Genomic DNA, 19,560 nt, shown 5'->3' on the forward strand with positions numbered 1-19,560 from the left:
AACATTTTTCAGGGTAGGAAATAGCAATGGATGGTAAAAGACATTTCAGCCGCATTAATTTTGTGGCGCATACGCAATTAAAATATCAGGACAAAACATACAGAGGAGAGCTGCTTGACATCTCTCTGAAGGGCGCATTGCTGCAATTTAAAGAAAATATTCCCCTCATAAAAGGTGAGAAATGTGAAATAATAATCCACCTTCCTTCGTCGAATGTTAATTTAAATTTTGAAGCAAAACCTGTCCATATTCATTCAGGCCACTTTGGTTTTAAATTTGTAAGCGAAGATATTGACACCATAACACATTTGAGAAAAATGATTGAACTCAATATCGGAGACCACGAACAAGTCACAAATGAGTTGGCATACTGGTTGAAAGAATAAACGCCGGTAACAGGTTCGTTTTTTGAAAAATTGTGATAATGTATTTATTCTGAATAACATCTTGAGTGAGAGGAGAATGATTTGAAAACAATACTTATTTGTGCTGCCATTGCAATAACCTGCTTCATACAAAATGCCCGGGCAAATACGGTTTATCCGAAAGTTTTGCTCGAAACCAATCAGGGAGAAATAGTTCTAGAGCTTTATCCCGAAAAAGCCCCGGAGACGGTAGAAAATTTTCTCAAATATGTCCGGGATGGTTTTTACAACGGCACAATCTTTCATCGTGTAATAAAGGGATTTATGATACAGGGCGGGGGTATGACCGAAGGTATGAGTAAGAAAACCACACTGGATCCCGTTAAAAATGAGGCGTATAACGGACTCAAAAATTTGAGGGGTACCGTAGCAATGGCCCGTACGATGGACCCGCACTCTGCCACTGCACAGTTTTTCATTAATACGGTGGATAATGGTTTTCTTGATTTTAAGGGCCAAACTGCAACAGGGTGGGGATATTGTGTCTTTGGAAAAGTGATAAAAGGCATGGAAGTGGTTGATGCTATTGAACAAATGCCTACCACAAAAAAAGAGGGACATAGCGATGTTCCCCGCTCTACAGTAGTTCTGAAAAAAGCCATTGAGATAAAATAAACATAACAGTTAAGCGTTACAGCAGAGAACGCCGAGACTTCGTCGTGAGATCAGTCGAACGATCGCAGAGGTGTTTTGCTATTTTGCCCTGAACACGATATAAAAAGCCTACGATAATGTCTGAAAAAATGCATGGATACTTCTTTTGTCCAAATTGCGGGTCGCAGACGCCGCGAAAGGCGCTTGCTTGCCAGGAATGCGGGTCAGATGAAAATACCGGATGGTCAGAGGATACGATGTATGACGGGCTTGACCTTCCCGAAACGGAACCATCCGTTCTGCGCCCTTCAAGGTCTTTATTCAAAAAGAGATATTTTCTTAGCATCGTGGCCATTATTGTTATCCTGGCCTTTTTGTGGATTTATCTGATCTGATTTCCATAAAATCTTTCATCGTAATCGTTAGAAAATATTTTTGACGGCACTATGTAGGCAAAAATTTCAGGGTTGCTTTTTGTACGGACAGGGGTTCTTCCGGAAAAACCTGCCCCTGAAATAAAACGGCAGTGATACCGCTATTGCCAAAGCCGTTGCGCCGATTATTTTCAGCTCCACATGGCAAAGCAGCCATCCACAAATAATCAGCGCCAGGACGGGAATACCGTATCCGCCCGGAATCTTATATCCCCGTTTCCGGTCGGGTCTTTTTCGTCTCAGTGCAATAACTGCCAGGCAGGTGGGAACGTATTGTAATATGCTTACCAACACACTCGCGGCTATTAAGTAGCGAAAACTCCCTGTCAGCCCAAGTAATAACGTCAGCACCGTGTTTACCGCTATTGCCAAATAGGGCGTGTGGTACTTTGGGTGTATTTTGGCAAAGACGGGCGGAAAGAATCCGTCTGCGGACAGTACATAAAGGCTTCGCGGGCTGGTGAGCGCAATGCCCGCATTCACTCCACCAATAGAGAGCAATGCCCCAATACCAATAATGATCCCCCCTGCAGGTCCCAGAAAATAAAAGGCTGCGTCTGCCAGTGGCTTGTCTGACCCTGCCAAATCAGGATATGTCCCCATTGCAACATATTGTATGAGAGCATACAGGGCAGTCACCATCATGAATACCACCATAATTACACGCGGGATATGTTTTTGAGGATTCTTCATTTCTCCCGCCGGCACAACCAGAAACTCAAATCCCGTGTACGCATAGAGCGCCAGCGTAGTTGCCATACTAAAACTTCCGCTGCTGTGCAATTGTCCAAAATTTTCTCTTTTTACAAAAAACATTCCGGCCACAATAAAAATGAAGAGCGCCGTGAATTTTCCTATAGAAAAAAAATTTATACTTCTTGCGCCAGGCTTTACCCCGCAGTAATTTGTTATGCTTAATCCGATCACAAGCGCCGTTATAATAACCTTACTCAGCCATTGCTGATCTTTTGGCAGAAAATAGTTGCAATAGAGTCCGAAACCACTGGCAACCGACGCCCAGCCAATGATAGAGGCAAGCCACATTATCCAGCCCACCAAAAACCCCGCAAATGGTCCAAAGACGTCTTTGGTATAAAGATACGCCCCGCCTGTTTTATCATACATACTTCCTATTTCCGCAAAGCACAGTGCAACGGCGAAGCAAAGCAGACCGCATAGGGGAAAGACCAATAAAGCACCAATACCGACCAAACTATCAAGTTGCCCCGCCAGCAAAAAAATGCCGGCGCCAACAACACAATTAAACCCCATGCAAACAACATCAAAGAAGTTTAACTCCCTTGCAAGGCCGCGATGTTCTTTCATAACTGATTTTTCCCGCATGTCCATAATTTCGGATTGACGAATGTTTGTTACGTTATATAATGAATGACGAAGATATGACTTTTTGAAAATTATCTTTCAGTAAACGACCAATGCTTATTCACAAACTCCTCAGACCGGGCCAAATGAATTTTGTTGTCTCAAAAATAGGGAACAATCCTCACAAAATACCTGTTTCATTTCCTATCTCTACTTATTACTGTTTTTACATTAAAACGGGGAACAATTATCGGGAAGCAGGCAACAGTTGCCTGTTTGACCAGTCTGTACTTCTGAATTATACTTATTAAACAACATCATAACAAAAGAAAAGGACGATTTATGATACATAGAATCAAACATATTACCTGTCTCATCCTGATGCATGTATTTCTTTTTCACTTTATCGGTTGTGGAAAAGAAGAAAAGGATTTAACGTCAGCCGTTCAGCAAAAAGAGAGTTCGATGCATGGTGGAAAAGTACAGGGCATGCACGGTACCTCAAGACCGGACAAAGAGATAGAAGCGGCAAAAGCGGCTGTTGAAGCGAACCCGAACGACCCGGCTGTGTATTACAATTTAGCCGTTCTTTCTGATAAAAAAGGGATGCTTGACGAAGCGGTGGACGCATACAAAAAGGCAACGGAACTAAATCCTTCTTCCGAGGAAGCCTTAGTAGGTCTAGGCAAAGTATTAAATAAGAAGGCAAAATCTGACGAAGCAATCACCGCATTTGAAAAGGCGCTTGCCATAAATATCAACAACGCAGAAGCCTATGAGGGGTTAGGTCTTGTACATGTTCATAAGGGAGGGCCGGATGAGGCGATCAGACTCTTTAACAGAGCTGTTGCGATAAATCCGGACCTTGTTGAATCCCGGTATAATTTGGGCATTCTCTATGCGAAAAACGGGCAATTTGAGGAGGCGATTGCTGAGTGGTTAAAGGCCATTAAGATCAATCCTAAGAGAACAGAATTCCATTATAACCTTGGGATTGCCTACACAAAATTAGGAAAGCTGGAAGACGCTATTGCTGTGTGGCAAAACGCATTGGAAAATACTGAAGAAATATCAAGTTTTCTCTATTTGATCGGACTTGTTTACATAGAAAAAGGGGATGCTAAAAGCGCCGAATCCTTCCTTAATAAAGCGCTTGAAGTTGATCCCGAATTTTACGATGTACACAAAGTGCTTGAGGAACTCTATCGTTCACAGGGCATGCATAGTGAAGCCGACCGCCATGCTGAAATATACAAAAGCAATTACAGCGCCCACCACTAATATACTTACAGTTAGAGCATTCGTAACACTTTAGTTCTGTGAAAAAAACTGCTCGTTACCAAGCTGGAGCTTGGGAATGAGCAGTTTTACGTTTTCAAAAAAACTAAAGCGGAGTGTTACCAGTAAAGATGCATCGCCGATACGGTATGCTGATATTTCATGAGTACCATCCAAAAATTTCACCATCGGGGCGCTGCAGCGCTTGCTGCAAGCAACCGCAGTTAAAACCCTGTTCTCCTTAGAAAGAGAATGTCGTTGGGTGCCTTCATTGGTTTGATCCCCTATTTCCGGCGATTAATTGTGTAGCCGGATAACTTGCCGATAAATGGGATTGCCAGCATACCTGTCAGTATTACACAGTGTTTTGTATCCCGGAAATTTTCGAGGCCAATGGTCATGCCTTCGTGTCCCATACGAGGCTGATCGCGGTATGTGCCCAGAAATCGATCCCACAACGGCAGGTTAAAACCGAAATTAGAGTTGGTTTCATCATAGCGTGACGAATGGTGAACCCGATGCATTTCCGGCGTTACAACAATCCAGCGCAATACACGATCTAAACGGCTCATTATACGGACGTTGCCGTGATTGAACATGGATGTCGCATTCAGTAGCACCTCGAATAACACTACCGCGAATACAGGCACGCCTATCACCGCAATCGCGCCAAACTTAATCAGCATGGATAGAATAATCTCAAAAGGATGAAATCGTATGCCGGTGGTGACGTCAAAATCCAAATCCGCATGGTGCATGCGGTGTATCCTCCATAAAACAGGAATGGCATGGAATATTACATGTTGCAGGTAAATAACAAAGTCCATAGCAACCACCGATGCTATAACCGCCAAACCGTATGGCACTGGGAAATAATGAAATAGTCCCCAACCATGTTCTCCGGCAAATACCGCCATACCCACAGCAGCCCCTGGAAATATCAGGCGTAACAGGAAGCTGTTAAGAAACACGACGCCAAGATTATTAATCCAGCGTATTAATTTTGGGATGTCAGCCCTTCGTCTGGGAGCTAAACGTTCCCACAATGCCATGATCAATAAGATCCCGAAAAAAAATTCTATTCGAATGACCATCTCGTGTTGCAAAACATATTCGCTCAAATTCATTCTTTTCTCCACTGCTGAAAGCGCTTTAGCAAATCTGCCGGAGACTGCTTAAGCATTAATAACCGAAATACTGTAGACATATTCCTGATAGTTGCAATGAAAGGGCCAAGCGATTTCCAGTGGCGTGGTGACATCTTTATCACACCGGGCGCCACTTTTGGGCGGCATATCTTTGATAGGGTGCGTGATAAAACAACATCTTCTAAAAAGGGTGTTTCTGCAAAACCGCCGCACTTATGGAATATGTCCTTTCGAACTATAATCCCCTGATCGCCATAAGGGAGTCCTAATATCCGGCCACGCAGCCTGTTTCCCATTTCTATCAGTCGGTACCAGGGAGAGGGGTCTGTTATCCGTTGTCGGAAAAATCCCCATACAAGTCGCGTGGAAAGTAAATACGATGGTAAATTTGCCATTACTTCCGGGCCAGGCTGGCAATCTGCATGGAGAAACCAGCACCAGCGTCCACGGGCATTACTCACGCCAAGATTCATCTGTCCGGCGCGTCCCGGTGTGCTTCTCAGCAGCCTTGCATTAAAGTCAATTGCAACGTTGTCAGAACCATCAGTTGAACCGCCGTCAACTATTATAATTTCAAACTCCCCCAGAGTATTTATGCAGGATAGCGTCGCGAGGGTTTTTCCCAGAGGATATTTGTCGTTGAGTACCGGGATAATGATGGATACCGTGGGCATTGCCTTACATGCAACCTTTTTCAAATCGTCCAGGGTATCTACGTCAATCTCCGGTCTTAACTGCGCTATTGACAGATCATTCTCATGCGCATGCCTCACGGTTTGTTCAAGTACCAGATTCGAACTCCATGCAATATTTTCAAACAGGCATGTTTGCATCGAACGGGCGCCAATCAAAACGTATCCGCCGTCCACTGATGGTATTATTACAACGTCCGCGTGCATGAGTTGTTCGATTGCATCCTGTATCTTCTCGGCCGTCAAGTCAGGGCAGTCCGTACCCACGGCAAGAACTGTCTGGAATCCATTTTCGAATGCCCTGAGAAATGCGTATTTCAATTTCTTGCCGAGATCGCCCTGCGGTTGCAGCCATACATCGTATGAATCCTTCAGCCAGCGGGAAATCAGCCTCCGGCCTGCACCGTTTCCGTACACAATCACCTTTGCATTGCCTTGACCCTGCAAGGTGAGTAGTTCATAATGGGTTTTTTGCGCCATATAATCGTAAATACGACATGCCTTTTCGTCCCCCAGCTTTGCGGCTAATCGCGTTTTAACATGGCCGGGTTGTGGATATTTTGCAAATTCCAGGATTAATGTTGCCTTGCTATTGGTGTACATGGACTTGTTGCCTGCTATTAACAGCAATTGGTGTAACGGCCTTTTTATGTTCTTGATGTTGATGTGCTATTTTCATTTTCTGAAATTGTTTTAAAAGCATTTCGGGTCGCATGATGTTTTTACCTTCGTGTTTTGTGCGTCGTATTTTTTGTCTCGTGCTTGTTTGGTTCTGACTATGCCGGCTTAAGCAGGGATAAAATATAAACAGTTATCTGAGCAGTAACAAAGGGATATCGCTCGTACGCAGCATAGCGGTTGTATTGCTTCCGGCCAGAAACTGCCTGATACGTGAATGTCCATATGCCCCCATTACCATCAGATCAATTTGATTTTCTTTCTGATAGGTACCAAGCGCCGCCTCTACCTTGCCTTCGAGCGTCTTTTGTGTCACGTCAAAACCAGCCGAAACCAGCTTGTCAAATGCTGATTCCAGTTGCGCTTTCCGTTCATCTGTACCACTGCATACCATAATCAGATGACAGGGCAGGCCTTTCAGCAACGGGCTTCCGGCCACCATATCAAGCGCTTTTTGGGCGGTCGGGCTGCCATCAAAGGCTATCATGAAGCAGTTTGGAGGGGAGAATTTTGATAGTACAATCAGAATAGGTTTGTGTATCGTGCGTATCACATTCTCAAGATTACTGCCAATCGGGTGAGCGGCGTTATCGTGTTCCGCACTCCGGCGTCCCATAACCAGAAGTCTCGTCTCGTCCTCAAGCTCCATCAGGGTTTCTACAAGACTACCGTGTCGCTGAAGTGTGGAAATATCTTTTGCTCCGTCTTCTCTGACACGGCGCTCAGCGGCTTCCAGCATGTATTTTCCGTGCTCTCTCGCCAATTTACTATGCTTTTCTTCCAGCACTGTTAGTTCGTCAAGTAAATGCTCCTGGCTGCCTAGTCCGATTTTTCCGGTGAGGTCCCCCTTGATGGGATATTCTGACTTATCGAGTACATGAAGCAATTTCAAATGTGCGTTTAAGCGCTGGCTGGCCCACGCCCCGGCATCACATACTGCTGCGGAGACGTGGAAGCGGCCAATACAGGTTATGATATTTGTCATCGTTATTCTCCTTAGTGACCGGCAAGCAATTTCTCGACTTCTTCGGGTTTATCATGCACTCCGAATTGATCTACAATCGTGGCGCTTGCTTCATTCATGCCAATAATTTCAACATGTACTCCCTCACGTCTGAATTTAATTACAACTTTGTCCAGTGCGTAAACTGATGTGACATCCCAAAAATGCGCTTCAGACAAATCAATGGTAACACGTTCCAGCGCTTCCTTAAAGTCAAATGAGTTGGTAAACCTATCCGCTGAAGCGTAAAATACCTGACCTATTACTTTATAAATACGCCATGGCAAAGCTTTGTTGATATGACTTTTTACCACAAAAATACGACTGATTTTGTTAGCAAAAAACAATGACGACAATAAAACGCCGATGAGCACGCCGATAGCAAGATTATGTGTTGCAACCACCGCCGCAACCGTGGATACCATTACAATACTGGACGACAGCGGATTTTTTTTCAGGCTTCGGATAGAGCTCCATGAAAATGTCCCGATAGATACCATGATCATTACTGCCACCAGGGCGGCCATTGGGATTTGCTTTACCCATGTTCCTGCAAAGACAACCATACTTAACAAAAACACCCCCGCCGCAAAAGCCACGAGACGCCCGCGTCCGCCCGATTTTATAGCGATAATAGACTGTCCAATCATGGCGCAACCTGCCATTCCTCCCATCAACCCTGCTCCGATATTGGCAATGCCCTGCCCCTTGCACTCCCGGTTTTTATCACTTTTTGAATCGGTTAAATCATCAACAATAGTGGCCGTCATCATAGATTCCAGCAAACCCACTACCATGAGCGCAAAGGAGTATGGGAAAATAATGGTCAGTGTCTCAAACGTCAGCGGGACTTCCGGCAATAAGAATATGGGGAGCGTATCAGGAAGCTTACCCATATCTCCAACAGTACGGACATCCAGTCCCATACCGACAGATACTGCCGTCACCGCTACAATACAAATAAGGGGAGAAGGCAGTATTTTACCCAAAACCGGTATATAAGGGAACAGATAGATAATACACAAACCGCCAGCCGCCAATGAATATACATACCAATTAACATGCATAAGTTCAGGCAACTGCGCTATAAAAATCATAATAGCAAGGGCATTGACGAAACCCTTCACTACGGAACTTGACACAAAACGCATCAGGTTCCCTAATCTGAGAAATCCGGCGATGATTTGGAGGGCGCCCGTCAATAGCGTTGCCGCAAGAAGGTATTCCAGACCATGTTCTTTAACCAGAGTGACCATGAGCAGCGCCATTGCACCCGTTGCCGCTGAGATCATACCGGTACGGCCGCCTGCAAAGGAAATGATCACAGAAATACAGAATGAGGCGTACAAACCCACCTTTGGGTCAACTCCGGCAATAATTGAGAATGCAATTGCCTCTGGGATAAGGGCAAGCGCTACAACAATACCGGCAAGCAGGTCACCCCGTACGTTTGAAAACCACTCTCTTTTCCAGTTTTTTAGCATGTAGAACTATTTCTCCCGTAAATGAAACATGTGACAAACCAAACACTGACGTCGCTGGATACGAACAAGCAAAGCGTGGCAATAAAATATTTTTTTATTATTTTGTTATAATCAGGCAGATTTACGTCTTAATCAGGACGCACGCCTCGCAGATGACGTTCAAAACGCAGTCAACATAGAAAACGGCATGCAATCTTTGAAGGGGAGCATTCCCGATTTTTTGTAAGTGTTCATGGAGTTGGGGCAAAACAACCCTGACAGGGTTTGAAACCCTGTCAGGGTTAACACTACTGTACGTTTTATTAAAACATGGCGGAAGTCACAAAAAATCGGGAATGCACCCCTTCAAAGGAAAGAGACCAGGCATGAATGATGGCATAGGTTTCACAAGCAAAAGTATATGGTGCTTGGCACAACAAGGGCGTAAAGATAACACAAAATAAAATTAATATCAAACAAAATTGGAGGGACACTTCCCATATCACATATACATATTCGAAAGGGGGAGTATTCCAGATTTTTTTGTGCTAAGACCCATAATCAATAAACCTGATATTCTCACATTAAATGTCTTTTTTAAAGGCAGGGTAAATTTTGGTAACACTTTAGTTCTATGAAACAAAAACGCTAGTTCCCAAGCTCCGGCTTGGGAACTAGCATTTTTGTTTTTTGAAAAATTCCAAAAATAGTGGTGTTTGCCGCATAATGTAGGGGGCGAAGCATTTGCTATAAATTGTTATAAATAAGTTCATACCCAAACGGGCAAATGCTCCGCCCCTACTAAAGTGTTACAAATAATGTGATATTTTGTACCAAATAAACTTAGACGTAGCATCTTGTAAAAAAATTCAAAGATATGGTGGATTAAGCGATAGTGAATCCACCATTCAATAGCATCATTATTGTTGGATTTAGCTTCGCAGTTGCAAGGCACGTCTTGCCACTACAATTTACATAAAAAACCCTGCCATGGTTAAAATAAAAAAGAATGCTTGCGATACAGATTGGCTGGATGAAAGGGAACGGGAGGAGTATAAAGACTTAATGGTAAAAGATGACAAAGAATTAGACACACTTATCAGGGAGGCGACCTCGACAGGGAGGCCGCTAAGTCAAGGGAAAAAAGCGGGTGTAAATGAAATATGGGAAGTGGTCATTTATTTTCCCGTAACATGTTCAGCATCAATTTACCATTGCAGTGAAAAAGCGTGTGGTGCTGTGTAATTGCCAGCACATAAAAAGGAATCTGTGCGTACTTTGCACAGATTCCTTTTTATTCATTAACAAATCAATGTTCTCTCACAGACTTTGATTCAGAATCCTGTTTAACATCATGAGTACCAGCTTCCATGCCGAGTTCCTTGAGTTTTCTCTCAATGTACTCAACCTCTTCAGCAGGTGCATGATGTGTGTCTAACCAGCCTGGATCTGGACAAAGATCGAAGATCGTCTTGCCAGGGTGATTCTTTACGATATATGGCCCGGTCAACTGATCCAGCCATTCGCCTGTTTTCCAGAACTGCTCAGGCTGCCATGAAATACCAACCTTCTTTTCCAAAGCAGCAAGCCTTCTTGCACGTGAAGCATTCTGCTTTACGTTGACCAACCAACGATCCATACCGAATGAACCGTCTGAGTAGGTAGCATCATTCCAGGAGCCGTGCGCCATGCCCTTGTAAATGTATGTCTGGAAGTAACCAACACTTTCAAAACAAAGCCTCTCCACATCAGTAACGTTTGACATTCTAAACTCTCCGGATTCGCCAGTCTTACCACCGTAAGCTTCTCCATCATGGTACGCGCCAATCTTCAAACTCCAGATGTGCTGACCTGACCAATCAGGACAAAGATCCTTTGGCATGGGGTCTAGTACACCGTCAATAAGAAGATCTTCCGCTACCTTGAATGTTTCACGATACTTCAAACTAGCGTCTTTAACAGACTCGTCCATCGCCTGCAAATTCTCGCGGGCGAATCTTGGTGAATGACAGTCGTCACAGATAGATACCCAACGGTCTCTCTTTTCCTTCCAGAGTGGTGCACCACGATCAGCCATCGACATACCCATACTGGTATATACGATACTTGCTCTCTGCACGTTATGATGCCCGCCCCTCATATGACAGTACTGGCAGGTAGGACCAACGTAATCAGCATCAGAAAGCTTCTTTGAGAAGTCAAACTGTTCCGTATCCCACTTGTTAACCTGATATACCGTACCATGAAGACCTATATCATAAGCTTCCCAATCCCTGTGATCTTTACCCCAGTGACAGGTCTTGCATTGCTCGGAGCGTCTTGCAACTGCCGGATCAAACTGATGCCTCTGGTGGCAAGTGCTGCACCTTTCTTCAGGGCTGGTATGGCAGAAAGTACAACCCGCTGTATCTCCGGGTGGCCTTTCAATTGACCATGCACACTCAACCTGAGCGAAACTGGAACAAGATGCGTGGGAACCAATTCCTCCCTGCCCTTGCTCATTGTACTGCGTTTCGTGACATTCCGCTGTCCCGCAAGCCTTTGATGAAGGCATAGTTAACTTCTGATGGTTGTTGCCGTGGCAGGTATCACAACCAGTTGGTGCCGGCTCTGCCTTTGAATGAGCACTCTTATTATAATCCCTTACAATGCCGGGAGTCATAACTGAGTGACAAGCAACACACTGCTCCAGCTTAAATGTGCCCTTAATCGGGTTTGAAGGCCTTACCTCATCCCTGTTGTACATATAATCCGGGATGTAATAACGGTACGCAGGCAATGTCTTCCAAAACTTGCTGTATTTTCCCGGGTATGGTGACCTCTGTGCATCTTTTGGGTAACCCATATATTTTGCTTTCAAACCAGAGAAAAATACCTTACCACTATTATCAGGCTCCCCAGGCATACCATAAACTTCGTGTGGTACCCAGTGAGTGATAATTTCTACAGCCTTGGCTTCTTTCACCATAAGGCTTGAAACAGTACCTATAACGCCACAACCAATCAACGCTGATGCCAATGTAACTTTCAAAAATTTACGCATGATACTTCTCCTTTACAAAAATTCCTGTGTGGAATTAATTATCTCAACAAAAATTTTTTACAAAAAACTAATATTATCAGGCATTGCGACAATCACCCCCTTACAAAAAGAACTTACACCTTTTTAAGAAAAGACTTTCGGTATCGGAAAATAGTTAAAAAGTATCCCAGCATTTTTTACAAATTTTAAAAGATAAAAATCTTTCATTCACGAACTTAAGCATTTTATTAAAAAAAAACATTGCGCTGGTTACACTGAACGCTATTAATACGTAAATAACAATTGGCGTTAAAAAGAAGCTGGAAATTATCAGGAATAGAAGCTTTAGTGTTCTGCAAGACGATGTCGTTGTAATCATCATATACACCCTTTCTTAATTGATTTTTACAAATAGAGTTGTCTGAAAAATTACTTAATCTGTATTTTTAAATAACAATCGTTGTGCCAATGGCATCAAAAATCCGTATATCCTTTTGTTTAGGCAAATTACGGCTTATACGATTACAAACAACGCCCTTCATGATACGTAGGTGCTTACGATAATTCGTTATTATTTACGGGATTTAATAAACATAAATAAATTGACGTTCAAGCAAATCCAAAATATTATAATCCAATTGAAAAACCGGTATGTTTTTGGAGTATTAACGATAGTGTGGAAAATGCATTGTTTTCGGATAAATAAAGGTTTATTAAAAATATGAATTTGGAATTCTTCCAATCTATCGCTATTTCCGTATCAAACGAACGTTCATTGGATGTGGTTTTTCGTAATATTGTAAATGGGCTTGCTGAAGACTCTAATGTTGTGCTTGCCAGGATTTGGCTCATTGCCCCTGGTGACATATGTCATACATGTTATTGGCGGAAGGGGTGTCCGGATCAAACTAAATGTTTGCATCTGGTTGCAAGCAATGGAAGATCACTCTATAGTGAAAAATGGCCAACGTCTATTAAAGGACGTTATAAACGATTTCCCCTTTACACGTATTCCCGGAAAAATGTTAGCGCCTCAGGGAAAATAGGCTATATAGGTGGAACCGGAAATGCTGTTTTACGCAATGATATCTATGAAAATCCGGATTGGTTATTGGACACTGAATGGGCGCAAAGAGAAAAAATAGCAAGTTTTGATGGGCAGCCGTTGGTGTTTCGAAATGAAACACTTGGTGTGCTTGCGCTTTTCAGCAGAAAAGAGTTGGATCAGGCATTGTTGATCATGCTCAGGACTTTTGCTTCGAACGCTGCCGCTGCCATCGCCAATGCAAGAGCATTTGAAGAAATAGAACAATTACATCAACAGTTGGAACTGGAAAATGAGTATCTCAGAGATGAAATCAAAGAAGCATATTCATTTGCGGATATTGTTGGCCAAGGTTCATCCTTACAAAAAACACTCCAACAAATAGAACTTGTGGCGCCAACTAACGCAACGGTTCTCATAAAAGGTGAAACCGGTACCGGAAAAGAACTTATTGCCCTGGCGATTCATCAACGTAGCAAACGAAAAAATAACCCGCTTATTAAAGTTAATTGTGCTTCAATCCCGAAGGAACTTTTTGAAAGTGAGTTTTTTGGACATATAAAAGGCGCTTTTACCGGGGCAATTAAGGACAGGGTTGGTCGTTTTCAACTTGCTGACGGAGGAACTATTTTCCTTGATGAAGTGGGAGAAATACCAATAGAGTTACAAGGCAAATTGCTTCGGGTGCTTCAGGAAGGGGAATATGAGATTATCGGAGAGGGAAAGACTCGTCGTGTTGATGTAAGGGTTATCGCCGCAACCAACAGAAATCTGGAAAAGGAGATGGAATCAAAACAGTTTCGGCAGGATCTTTATTTTCGTTTAAGCGTCTTTCCTCTTGAAATAGACCCTCTTCGTAAGAGAAAAGAAGATATACCTCTCCTGGCAAGACATTTTTTGAAGCAAAACTGCCGGAGTATTGGATTTAAAGAATTATTTCTGAAGAAAGAGCAGATTCTGCAACTTCAGAGTTATGATTGGCCAGGGAATATACGCGAACTGCAAAATGTTATTGAACGTGCAGTTATTTTATCAAGGGGTGGGGAGTTAAAATTAGATTTGCCGGAAGTATATATTATTAAAAAACCACCAAACCTCCCACAGCGTATTAAATCTTCCGGAGAACCCGGTGAGGTAATGACATCCGATGAATTGAAGTCTTTGGAAAAGGAAAATATTCTTGCCGCACTTATTAAAACAAATTGGAAAATTTCCGGGGCTGGAGGTGCGGCGGAACTTCTCGGAATGAAATCTACAACCCTATCATCTAAAATTAAAGCATTTGGGATTCAGAGGTGACCTTAATATTCAGGGGACACCATACTTAATTATTGATGAGATATTTATTGGGGATTGGAGGGGCGCTTCCCATATTTTTCGATATGCACGTTAAGGTGTGATTTTTTTCTCTGTATGCCCTGTATGCCAAAAAAAATAGCAAGAGTATGCGCTGTAAATTATCCGCACCATATCACCCAGCATGGAAACAATGGGGGAGACGTCTTTTTTGATGACGAAGATAAGGCGTTTTATCTAAAGATCCTCCGTTGCTATAGTAAAAAATTGGGTTTGGATATTTGGGCATCCTGTCTATGACAAACCACATCCATATACTTGTGACGCCTGAACAAGAAGAATCCCTTGCCAGAGGGATAGGCGGGACAAATCTGGTATACACACAATACATAAACCGCAAATATAAAAGAAGCGGCAGGCTATGGCAGAGTCGCTTTTATTCCACGATAATAGAAAAAATGCCATACTTATGGACGGTGATAAGATACATAGAACGAAATCCAGTAAAAGACGGGCTTGTAAAAAAGGCAGAGCCTACCTGCTTATAGGCATTACTTCAGATTAAGAAAGGCGCTGGGAGGTTACGATGGTTAAGGCAAAACATGATGTTGCTGTTCTTGAAAAATGCCCGACGGGCATCAGGGGTCTCGATGAGATCACGAAGGGAGGGCTTCCGAGAGGCAGGACAACCCTGATCTGCGGCGGTGCGGGTTCCGGCAAAACACTTTTCGCCATGGAGTTTCTCATGCGAGGCGTCAGGGATTACGGAGAACCCGGGGTCTTCATGAGCTTCGAGGAGACGCCGGAGGATCTCGCGAAGAACTTTGTCTCACTCGGTTTTGATCTCCCGGACATGATGTCGCGTGGTCTCATCGCAACGGACCACGTCAAAATCGAGCGAAGTGAGGTTGAAGAGACGGGTGAATACGACCTGGAAGGATTGTTCATCCGCCTGGGCAGCGCCATTGATTCCATCGGCGCGAAGCGGGTTGTCCTGGATACCATAGAAGCGCTTTTCTCCGGGTTGTCTAATGCCGCTATCATTCGGGCAGAGCTTCGCCGGCTTTTTCACTGGTTGAAAGAGCGCGGTGTGACGGCCATCGTCACGGGGGAAAGCGGCGACAAGATGCTGACACGTTACGGGCTCGAAGAATACGTCGCCGATTGCGTGATCTTCCTCGACTTTCGCATCGAGGAGCAAATTTCTACCCGTCGCCTGCGTATTGTCAAGTACCGCGGCTCGTCTCACGGCTCCGATGAGTATCCTTTCCTGATAGACGAGAGCGGCGTTTCTATCCTGCCAATCACTTCCCTGGGGCTCGACTACCCCGTTTCCACGGAGCGCATCTCCACTGGCATCCCCAAGTTGGATGCCATGCTTGACGGGAAGGGGTACTACCGGGGCAGTACCATCCTCGTATCAGGTACAGCGGGTACAGGCAAAACAAGTTTGTCTGCTGCCTTTGCCGATGCCGCTTGCCGGCGAGGTGAGCGCTGTCTCTATTTTGCTTTCGAGGAATCGCCCAGCCAGATCATCAGGAACATGGGTTCAATCGGCATGAATCTCGCCCGGTGGGTGAAGAAGGGGCTTCTCAAGTTTCATTCAGCCCGGCCTTCGCTTTACGGCCTTGAGATGCATCTTGTCACCTTCCACAAGGTGATCAATGAGTTCAATCCCCAGGTTTTCATTGTAGACCCGATCAGCAACCTGAGCGCTGCGGGAAAAGCATCGGAGGTTAAATCCATATTAACGCGCCTGATCGACTATTTGAAAATGAAAAAGATATCTACTTTCCTTACCGACCTCACCCATTTTGGAGGCAGCCTTGAACACACAAGCGAGGAGATATCCTCTCTGATCGATACATGGCTTCTCCTCCGGGATATCGAACTCAATGGTGAACGCAACCGGGGCATCTACATTTTGAAGTCACGCGGCATGGCCCACTCCAACCAGATTCAGGAGTTCCTGCTCACGAACCAGGGCATTGACCTTATCGATATCTATACCGGTCTTGGCGAGGTATTAACCGGCAGTGCCAGGGCCTCCCAGGAAGCCAGGGAAAAGGCCGCTGAGTTGGTACGCCGGCATGAGGCGGATCGCAGGTTCCGCGAGCAGGAGTGCAAGAGGAATGTCCTGGAAACAAAAATCGCAGCCCTCCGTGCCGAGTTTGATGCGGAATCTGAAGAGTTGCATTTGATGGCGGAAGGAGAGCGAAAAAGACAAGCTGTTCTGGCAGAAGGTCGTTTAGAAATGGCGCATCTTCGCAAGGAGGGGACATTCAGCAGTCCGGCGAAGCGCTCGAAAAAAAAGAGAGAAAGGAGGGTAAAGTGAAAGCTGTCTCATCAGGAAAGAGGAAGAAAGCAAAGACCGATTTTACGGAAGGGGTCTGGAATCTCCGGTTGTATGTAGCCGGTCAGACCCCGAAATCAATTACGGCCTTTGCTAATTTAAAGAGGATCTGCGAAGAGCACCTTGCGGGTAAATACTGCATTGAAGTGATAGACCTTTTAAAGAATCCTCTGCTTGCTAAAGGTGACCAGATTATTGCCATACCTACACTGGTAAGGAAGCTCCCTGAACCGCTTAAAAAGATTATCGGAGATCTGGCTAACACAGAGCGCGTGCTGGTGGGACTCGACATTCGTTCTGTCTCCGGAGGATAAAATCAACCCTTCGACTATCTCCGGTCTCAAGCCCGGGGTTTGCTCAGGGTTGATACGGATCGGCACTTTTACCTCGTCCTGAAGGCCGGGGCTTGGCAACGTCGAAGTATCAATTTTGGAGTAACAGCCATGGAGAGGAACAGAGGTAAAACGAGCACTGAGAAATTCGAAAAAGCGGCGACGAAGTTAGGCCAGGCAAAGCACGTTTTTCGGCTGTATGTTACAGGGATGACCCCAAAGTCAACCCGGGCAATCGCCAATGTCCGGAAACTCTGCGAGACATACCTGGCAGGGCGCTACGAACTCAACGTGATAGACATCTACCAGCAGCCCAATCTGGCCAAGGAAGAGCAGATTATCGCCACCCCAACGCTCATCAAAAAACTCCCACTGCCATTCCGGAGGTTTATCGGCGACATGTCGGATACGGAAAGGTTTCTTGCAGGCATAGGTCTGGAACCCAAAGAATTCATGAGTACGAACCAATGAGCAAATCGTATAGAACACGACAACAACTTTTGGATGAGTTGCAGGAACTTACGTCGCGGATGATGGAAGCGGAGGAAACTCTGCGCGCTATCCGGGGCGGTGAGGTGGATGGACTGGTTGTCTCAACGGCGGAAGGAGAGCGGGTCTTTACACTATCGGGCGCCGAGCATCCTTACAGAGTCATGGTCGAAACCATGAACGAAGGGGCCGTCACTCTGGCCTCCGACGGCACGATCCTTTTCTGTAACCAACGTTTTGCAGATATCGTCCAAAGATCTCTGGGAAAAGTAATGGGATCTTCAATCTACCAATACATTTCATCAACAGACCGCCAATTATTTGAGGCATTGGTTGAGCGGGGTTTGAAGGGGAACAGTAAGGCGGAACTGGCCTTGCAGACCGGAGGTGAAAATACTGCACCTGCCTTACTTTCCATAAGCACCCTTCAGCACACGGATATGCCCGCTGTGGTGTGCATGGTGGTTACCGACCTGACGGAACAAAAGCGCAATGAGGAGATGTTGGCGGAGGAAAAACTGACAACTCAAATCCTCAATCAAGCTGCGGAAATATTTGTTCTCTGTGACCCCCAGGGCCGTATACTCCGTGCAAGTCAGTCGACCAGTAGTCTCTTCGGTAGAAGCCCACTCTTCCAGGTGTTTGACGAGGCATTTCACCTCCTCTATCCAGACGGGATGCCATTTATCCTTCTCCCTGCAATGAGTGGCAAATTCCTTCACGCGGTTGAGGTCAATTTCAAGCATGGGGACAACGAGACTTATTCTTTTCTGTTGAGCGCAAACCCACTTATTACTCATAAAGGCGCCATCGGTATTGTTGTCGTAATGGTGGACATCACCGAGCGCAGGAAGATGGAAGACTCACGGCAAAAAGACCATGACAAACTCGAGCAGCAGGTGGAGGAGCGGACTCTCGAACTTCGGACGGCTCTTTCTGAAATAAAAACATTGAAAGACCGACTCGAGGCCGAGAATATTTACTTACGTCACGAGAACAAAAGGAGACATCACTTTGCCCAAATTCTTGGGCAAAGCGATAGTCTCAAGTATGTTCTCTATCGCGCGGAACAAGTTGCCCCCACGAATGCAACTGTCCTCATCCTTGGTGAGACCGGTACGGGGAAGGAGTTGATCGCTTTCGCCATCCATGACATGAGCCCCCGCAAGGAACGCCCCATGATCACGGTCAACTGTGCTGCCCTGCCGGGCAATTTAATTGAGAGCGAATTATTCGGCCGGGAGAAGGGGGCATTTACCGGGGCTGATACCCGGCGGATCGGCCGGTTCGAGGTCGCCAATGGTTCCACCCTTTGCCTGGACGAGATCGGGGAGCTGCCGCTGGAGTTGCAGGCAAAGCTACTCCGGGTGATTCAGCATAACGAGTTTGAGCGCCTGGGGTCGCCCCATACCATCAAAGTTGATGTACGGATAGTGGCAACGACCAATCGAAACCTTGAGGAAGAGATCCGCAATGGCCGTTTCCGGCAGGACCTTTACTATCGGCTCAACGTCTTCCCCATCACTGTCCCACCACTGCGGCAGCGGAAAGAAGACATCCCTCTGATGGTACACGCCTTCGTAGAGCGATACTCCAGGAAATTGGGCAAACAGATCACGTCGATCCAGAAGGAGGCGATGAAGGCGCTGCAGGATTATCCATGGCCTGGGAACGTCCGGGAGCTGGAGAGCATCATTGAGCGAGCCGTGATCTTGTGCCCCGGGCCGGTTTTGCAACTTGCAGATAAACTGGAGATTTCATCGCCCGCATTTTCATCCACCGTGAGGACATTGGAAGAGACGGAGCGAGACCAAATTCTTAAAATCCTTTCTGAAACCCGATGGCGCATCGAGGGAAAGAACGGGGCCGCAGCGATTCTGGGCATCCACCCGAGTACCTTAAGAGCGAGGATGCATAAACTCGGGATAGTCCGGCCGGAGACAAAAGAACCCAATTAGATTGTCCACCTCTCCACAAGGTATCCC

The 19,560-nt window shown here is 45.4% G+C and carries 18 protein-coding genes; 11 read left to right on the forward strand and 7 right to left on the reverse strand.

Translation table 11 applies throughout. The features are described from left to right. Nucleotides 1–26 precede the first annotated feature (26 nt). From KSMBR1_RS05965 to KSMBR1_RS05975, 3 genes are all read left to right on the forward strand, one after another. Entirely contained in the window at nt 27–386 is a 360-nt protein-coding gene (locus KSMBR1_RS05965; RefSeq protein WP_099324492.1) for a PilZ domain-containing protein, read from the forward strand. Between the two features lie 81 nt (nt 387–467). After that, nucleotides 468–1,040, forward strand: coding sequence for a peptidylprolyl isomerase (locus KSMBR1_RS05970; protein WP_169703559.1), 573 nt, complete (start codon nt 468–470; stop codon nt 1,038–1,040). A 116-nt stretch (nt 1,041–1,156) separates the two neighbouring features. Beyond that, nucleotides 1,157–1,414, forward strand: coding sequence for a zinc ribbon domain-containing protein (locus tag KSMBR1_RS05975; protein WP_099324493.1), 258 nt, complete (start codon nt 1,157–1,159; stop codon nt 1,412–1,414). Between the two features lie 66 nt (nt 1,415–1,480). On the opposite strand, the gene KSMBR1_RS05980 is transcribed toward KSMBR1_RS05975, so the two are convergent. Then, entirely contained in the window at nt 1,481–2,779 is a 1,299-nt protein-coding gene (locus KSMBR1_RS05980) for an APC family permease (protein WP_157820412.1), read from the reverse strand. Nucleotides 2,780–3,118: 339 nt separating this feature from the next. Between KSMBR1_RS05980 and KSMBR1_RS05985 the strand changes: the two genes are divergently transcribed. Continuing rightward, the gene (locus KSMBR1_RS05985; RefSeq protein WP_099324495.1) at nt 3,119–4,057 is read left to right on the forward strand and encodes a tetratricopeptide repeat protein; all 939 of its coding nucleotides are present in this window, start codon (nt 3,119–3,121) and stop codon (nt 4,055–4,057) included. A 30-nt stretch (nt 4,058–4,087) separates the two neighbouring features. Here the strand turns inward: KSMBR1_RS05985 and KSMBR1_RS20830 are convergent, their stop codons facing one another. The 5 genes from KSMBR1_RS20830 to KSMBR1_RS06005 form a co-directional block, all read right to left on the reverse strand. Beyond that, nucleotides 4,088–4,243 carry a hypothetical protein gene (locus KSMBR1_RS20830; RefSeq protein WP_157820413.1) on the reverse strand — a complete coding sequence of 52 codons (156 nt, stop codon included), beginning with the start codon at nt 4,241–4,243 and terminating at the stop codon, nt 4,088–4,090. A 95-nt stretch (nt 4,244–4,338) separates the two neighbouring features. Continuing rightward, the gene (locus tag KSMBR1_RS05990; protein ID WP_099324496.1) at nt 4,339–5,181 is read right to left on the reverse strand and encodes a sterol desaturase family protein; all 843 of its coding nucleotides are present in this window, start codon (nt 5,179–5,181) and stop codon (nt 4,339–4,341) included. Continuing rightward, a complete protein-coding gene (locus KSMBR1_RS05995) occupies nt 5,178–6,497 on the reverse strand; it encodes a TIGR04282 family arsenosugar biosynthesis glycosyltransferase (protein ID WP_099324497.1) in 1,320 nt (439 codons plus the stop codon). The genes KSMBR1_RS05990 and KSMBR1_RS05995 overlap by 4 nt, the downstream gene beginning before the upstream one ends. Before the next feature lie 208 nt (nt 6,498–6,705). After that, the gene (locus KSMBR1_RS06000; protein WP_099324498.1) at nt 6,706–7,557 is read right to left on the reverse strand and encodes a universal stress protein; all 852 of its coding nucleotides are present in this window, start codon (nt 7,555–7,557) and stop codon (nt 6,706–6,708) included. 11 nt (nt 7,558–7,568) lie between these two features. Then, a complete protein-coding gene (locus KSMBR1_RS06005; protein ID WP_099324499.1) occupies nt 7,569–9,059 on the reverse strand; it encodes a SulP family inorganic anion transporter in 1,491 nt (496 codons plus the stop codon). A gap of 969 nt (nt 9,060–10,028) precedes the next feature. Between KSMBR1_RS06005 and KSMBR1_RS06010 the strand changes: the two genes are divergently transcribed. Then, entirely contained in the window at nt 10,029–10,283 is a 255-nt protein-coding gene (locus tag KSMBR1_RS06010; RefSeq protein ID WP_099324500.1) for a hypothetical protein, read from the forward strand. Between the two features lie 64 nt (nt 10,284–10,347). Here the strand turns inward: KSMBR1_RS06010 and hdh are convergent, their stop codons facing one another. Beyond that, entirely contained in the window at nt 10,348–12,081 is a 1,734-nt protein-coding gene (hdh, locus tag KSMBR1_RS06015; RefSeq protein WP_099324501.1) for a hydrazine dehydrogenase, read from the reverse strand. A gap of 700 nt (nt 12,082–12,781) precedes the next feature. On the opposite strand from hdh, the gene KSMBR1_RS06020 reads away from it, so the two are divergent. The 6 genes from KSMBR1_RS06020 (at nt 12,782) to KSMBR1_RS06045 (ending at nt 19,533) form a co-directional block, all read left to right on the forward strand. Next, on the forward strand, nt 12,782–14,404 hold the full coding sequence (locus KSMBR1_RS06020; RefSeq protein WP_099324502.1) for a sigma-54 interaction domain-containing protein: 1,623 nt from the start codon (nt 12,782–12,784) through the stop codon (nt 14,402–14,404). Between the two features lie 293 nt (nt 14,405–14,697). Beyond that, nucleotides 14,698–14,949: a transposase gene (locus KSMBR1_RS06025; RefSeq protein WP_099324503.1), complete on the forward strand. Its 252-nt coding sequence runs from the start codon at nt 14,698–14,700 to the stop codon at nt 14,947–14,949. Between the two features lie 38 nt (nt 14,950–14,987). Continuing rightward, nucleotides 14,988–16,736, forward strand: coding sequence for a circadian clock protein KaiC (kaiC, locus tag KSMBR1_RS06030; RefSeq protein ID WP_099324504.1), 1,749 nt, complete (start codon nt 14,988–14,990; stop codon nt 16,734–16,736). After that, complete coding sequence (locus KSMBR1_RS06035; RefSeq protein WP_099324505.1) at nt 16,733–17,068, forward strand: circadian clock KaiB family protein; 336 nt, start codon at nt 16,733–16,735, stop codon at nt 17,066–17,068. The genes kaiC and KSMBR1_RS06035 overlap by 4 nt, the downstream gene beginning before the upstream one ends. Before the next feature lie 129 nt (nt 17,069–17,197). Next, nucleotides 17,198–17,557 (forward strand): circadian clock KaiB family protein, encoded by a 360-nt coding sequence (locus KSMBR1_RS06040; protein WP_099324506.1) that lies wholly within the window; start codon nt 17,198–17,200, stop codon nt 17,555–17,557. Beyond that, a complete protein-coding gene (locus tag KSMBR1_RS06045; protein WP_099324507.1) occupies nt 17,554–19,533 on the forward strand; it encodes a sigma 54-interacting transcriptional regulator in 1,980 nt (659 codons plus the stop codon). Before KSMBR1_RS06040 ends, KSMBR1_RS06045 begins: the two co-directional genes overlap by 4 nt. Nucleotides 19,534–19,560: the final 27 nt, after the last annotated feature.

The organism is Candidatus Kuenenia stuttgartiensis, from assembly GCF_900232105.1.
GTDB classification, from domain to species: Bacteria; Planctomycetota; Brocadiia; order Brocadiales; family Brocadiaceae; genus Kuenenia; species Kuenenia stuttgartiensis_A.

Bases quoted from the DNA above. Each gene is read 5' to 3' on its own strand.
- KSMBR1_RS05965 (WP_099324492.1), top strand. From the start codon at position 27: ATGGATGGTAAAAGACATTTCAGCCGCATTAATTTTGTGGCGCATACG.
- KSMBR1_RS05975 (WP_099324493.1), top strand. From the start codon at position 1,157: ATGTCTGAAAAAATGCATGGATACTTCTTTTGTCCAAATTGCGGGTCG.
- KSMBR1_RS05980 (WP_157820412.1), bottom strand. From the start codon at position 2,779: ATGAAAGAACATCGCGGCCTTGCAAGGGAGTTAAACTTCTTTGATGTT.
- KSMBR1_RS05985 (WP_099324495.1), top strand. From the start codon at position 3,119: ATGATACATAGAATCAAACATATTACCTGTCTCATCCTGATGCATGTA.
- KSMBR1_RS20830 (WP_157820413.1), bottom strand. From the start codon at position 4,243: ATGGTGAAATTTTTGGATGGTACTCATGAAATATCAGCATACCGTATC.
- KSMBR1_RS05990 (WP_099324496.1), bottom strand. From the start codon at position 5,181: ATGAATTTGAGCGAATATGTTTTGCAACACGAGATGGTCATTCGAATA.
- KSMBR1_RS05995 (WP_099324497.1), bottom strand. From the start codon at position 6,497: ATGTACACCAATAGCAAGGCAACATTAATCCTGGAATTTGCAAAATAT.
- KSMBR1_RS06000 (WP_099324498.1), bottom strand. From the start codon at position 7,557: ATGACAAATATCATAACCTGTATTGGCCGCTTCCACGTCTCCGCAGCA.
- KSMBR1_RS06005 (WP_099324499.1), bottom strand. From the start codon at position 9,059: ATGCTAAAAAACTGGAAAAGAGAGTGGTTTTCAAACGTACGGGGTGAC.
- KSMBR1_RS06010 (WP_099324500.1), top strand. From the start codon at position 10,029: ATGGTTAAAATAAAAAAGAATGCTTGCGATACAGATTGGCTGGATGAA.
- hdh (WP_099324501.1), bottom strand. From the start codon at position 12,081: ATGCGTAAATTTTTGAAAGTTACATTGGCATCAGCGTTGATTGGTTGT.
- KSMBR1_RS06020 (WP_099324502.1), top strand. From the start codon at position 12,782: ATGAATTTGGAATTCTTCCAATCTATCGCTATTTCCGTATCAAACGAA.
- KSMBR1_RS06025 (WP_099324503.1), top strand. From the start codon at position 14,698: ATGACAAACCACATCCATATACTTGTGACGCCTGAACAAGAAGAATCC.
- kaiC (WP_099324504.1), top strand. From the start codon at position 14,988: ATGGTTAAGGCAAAACATGATGTTGCTGTTCTTGAAAAATGCCCGACG.
- KSMBR1_RS06040 (WP_099324506.1), top strand. From the start codon at position 17,198: ATGGAGAGGAACAGAGGTAAAACGAGCACTGAGAAATTCGAAAAAGCG.
- KSMBR1_RS06045 (WP_099324507.1), top strand. From the start codon at position 17,554: ATGAGCAAATCGTATAGAACACGACAACAACTTTTGGATGAGTTGCAG.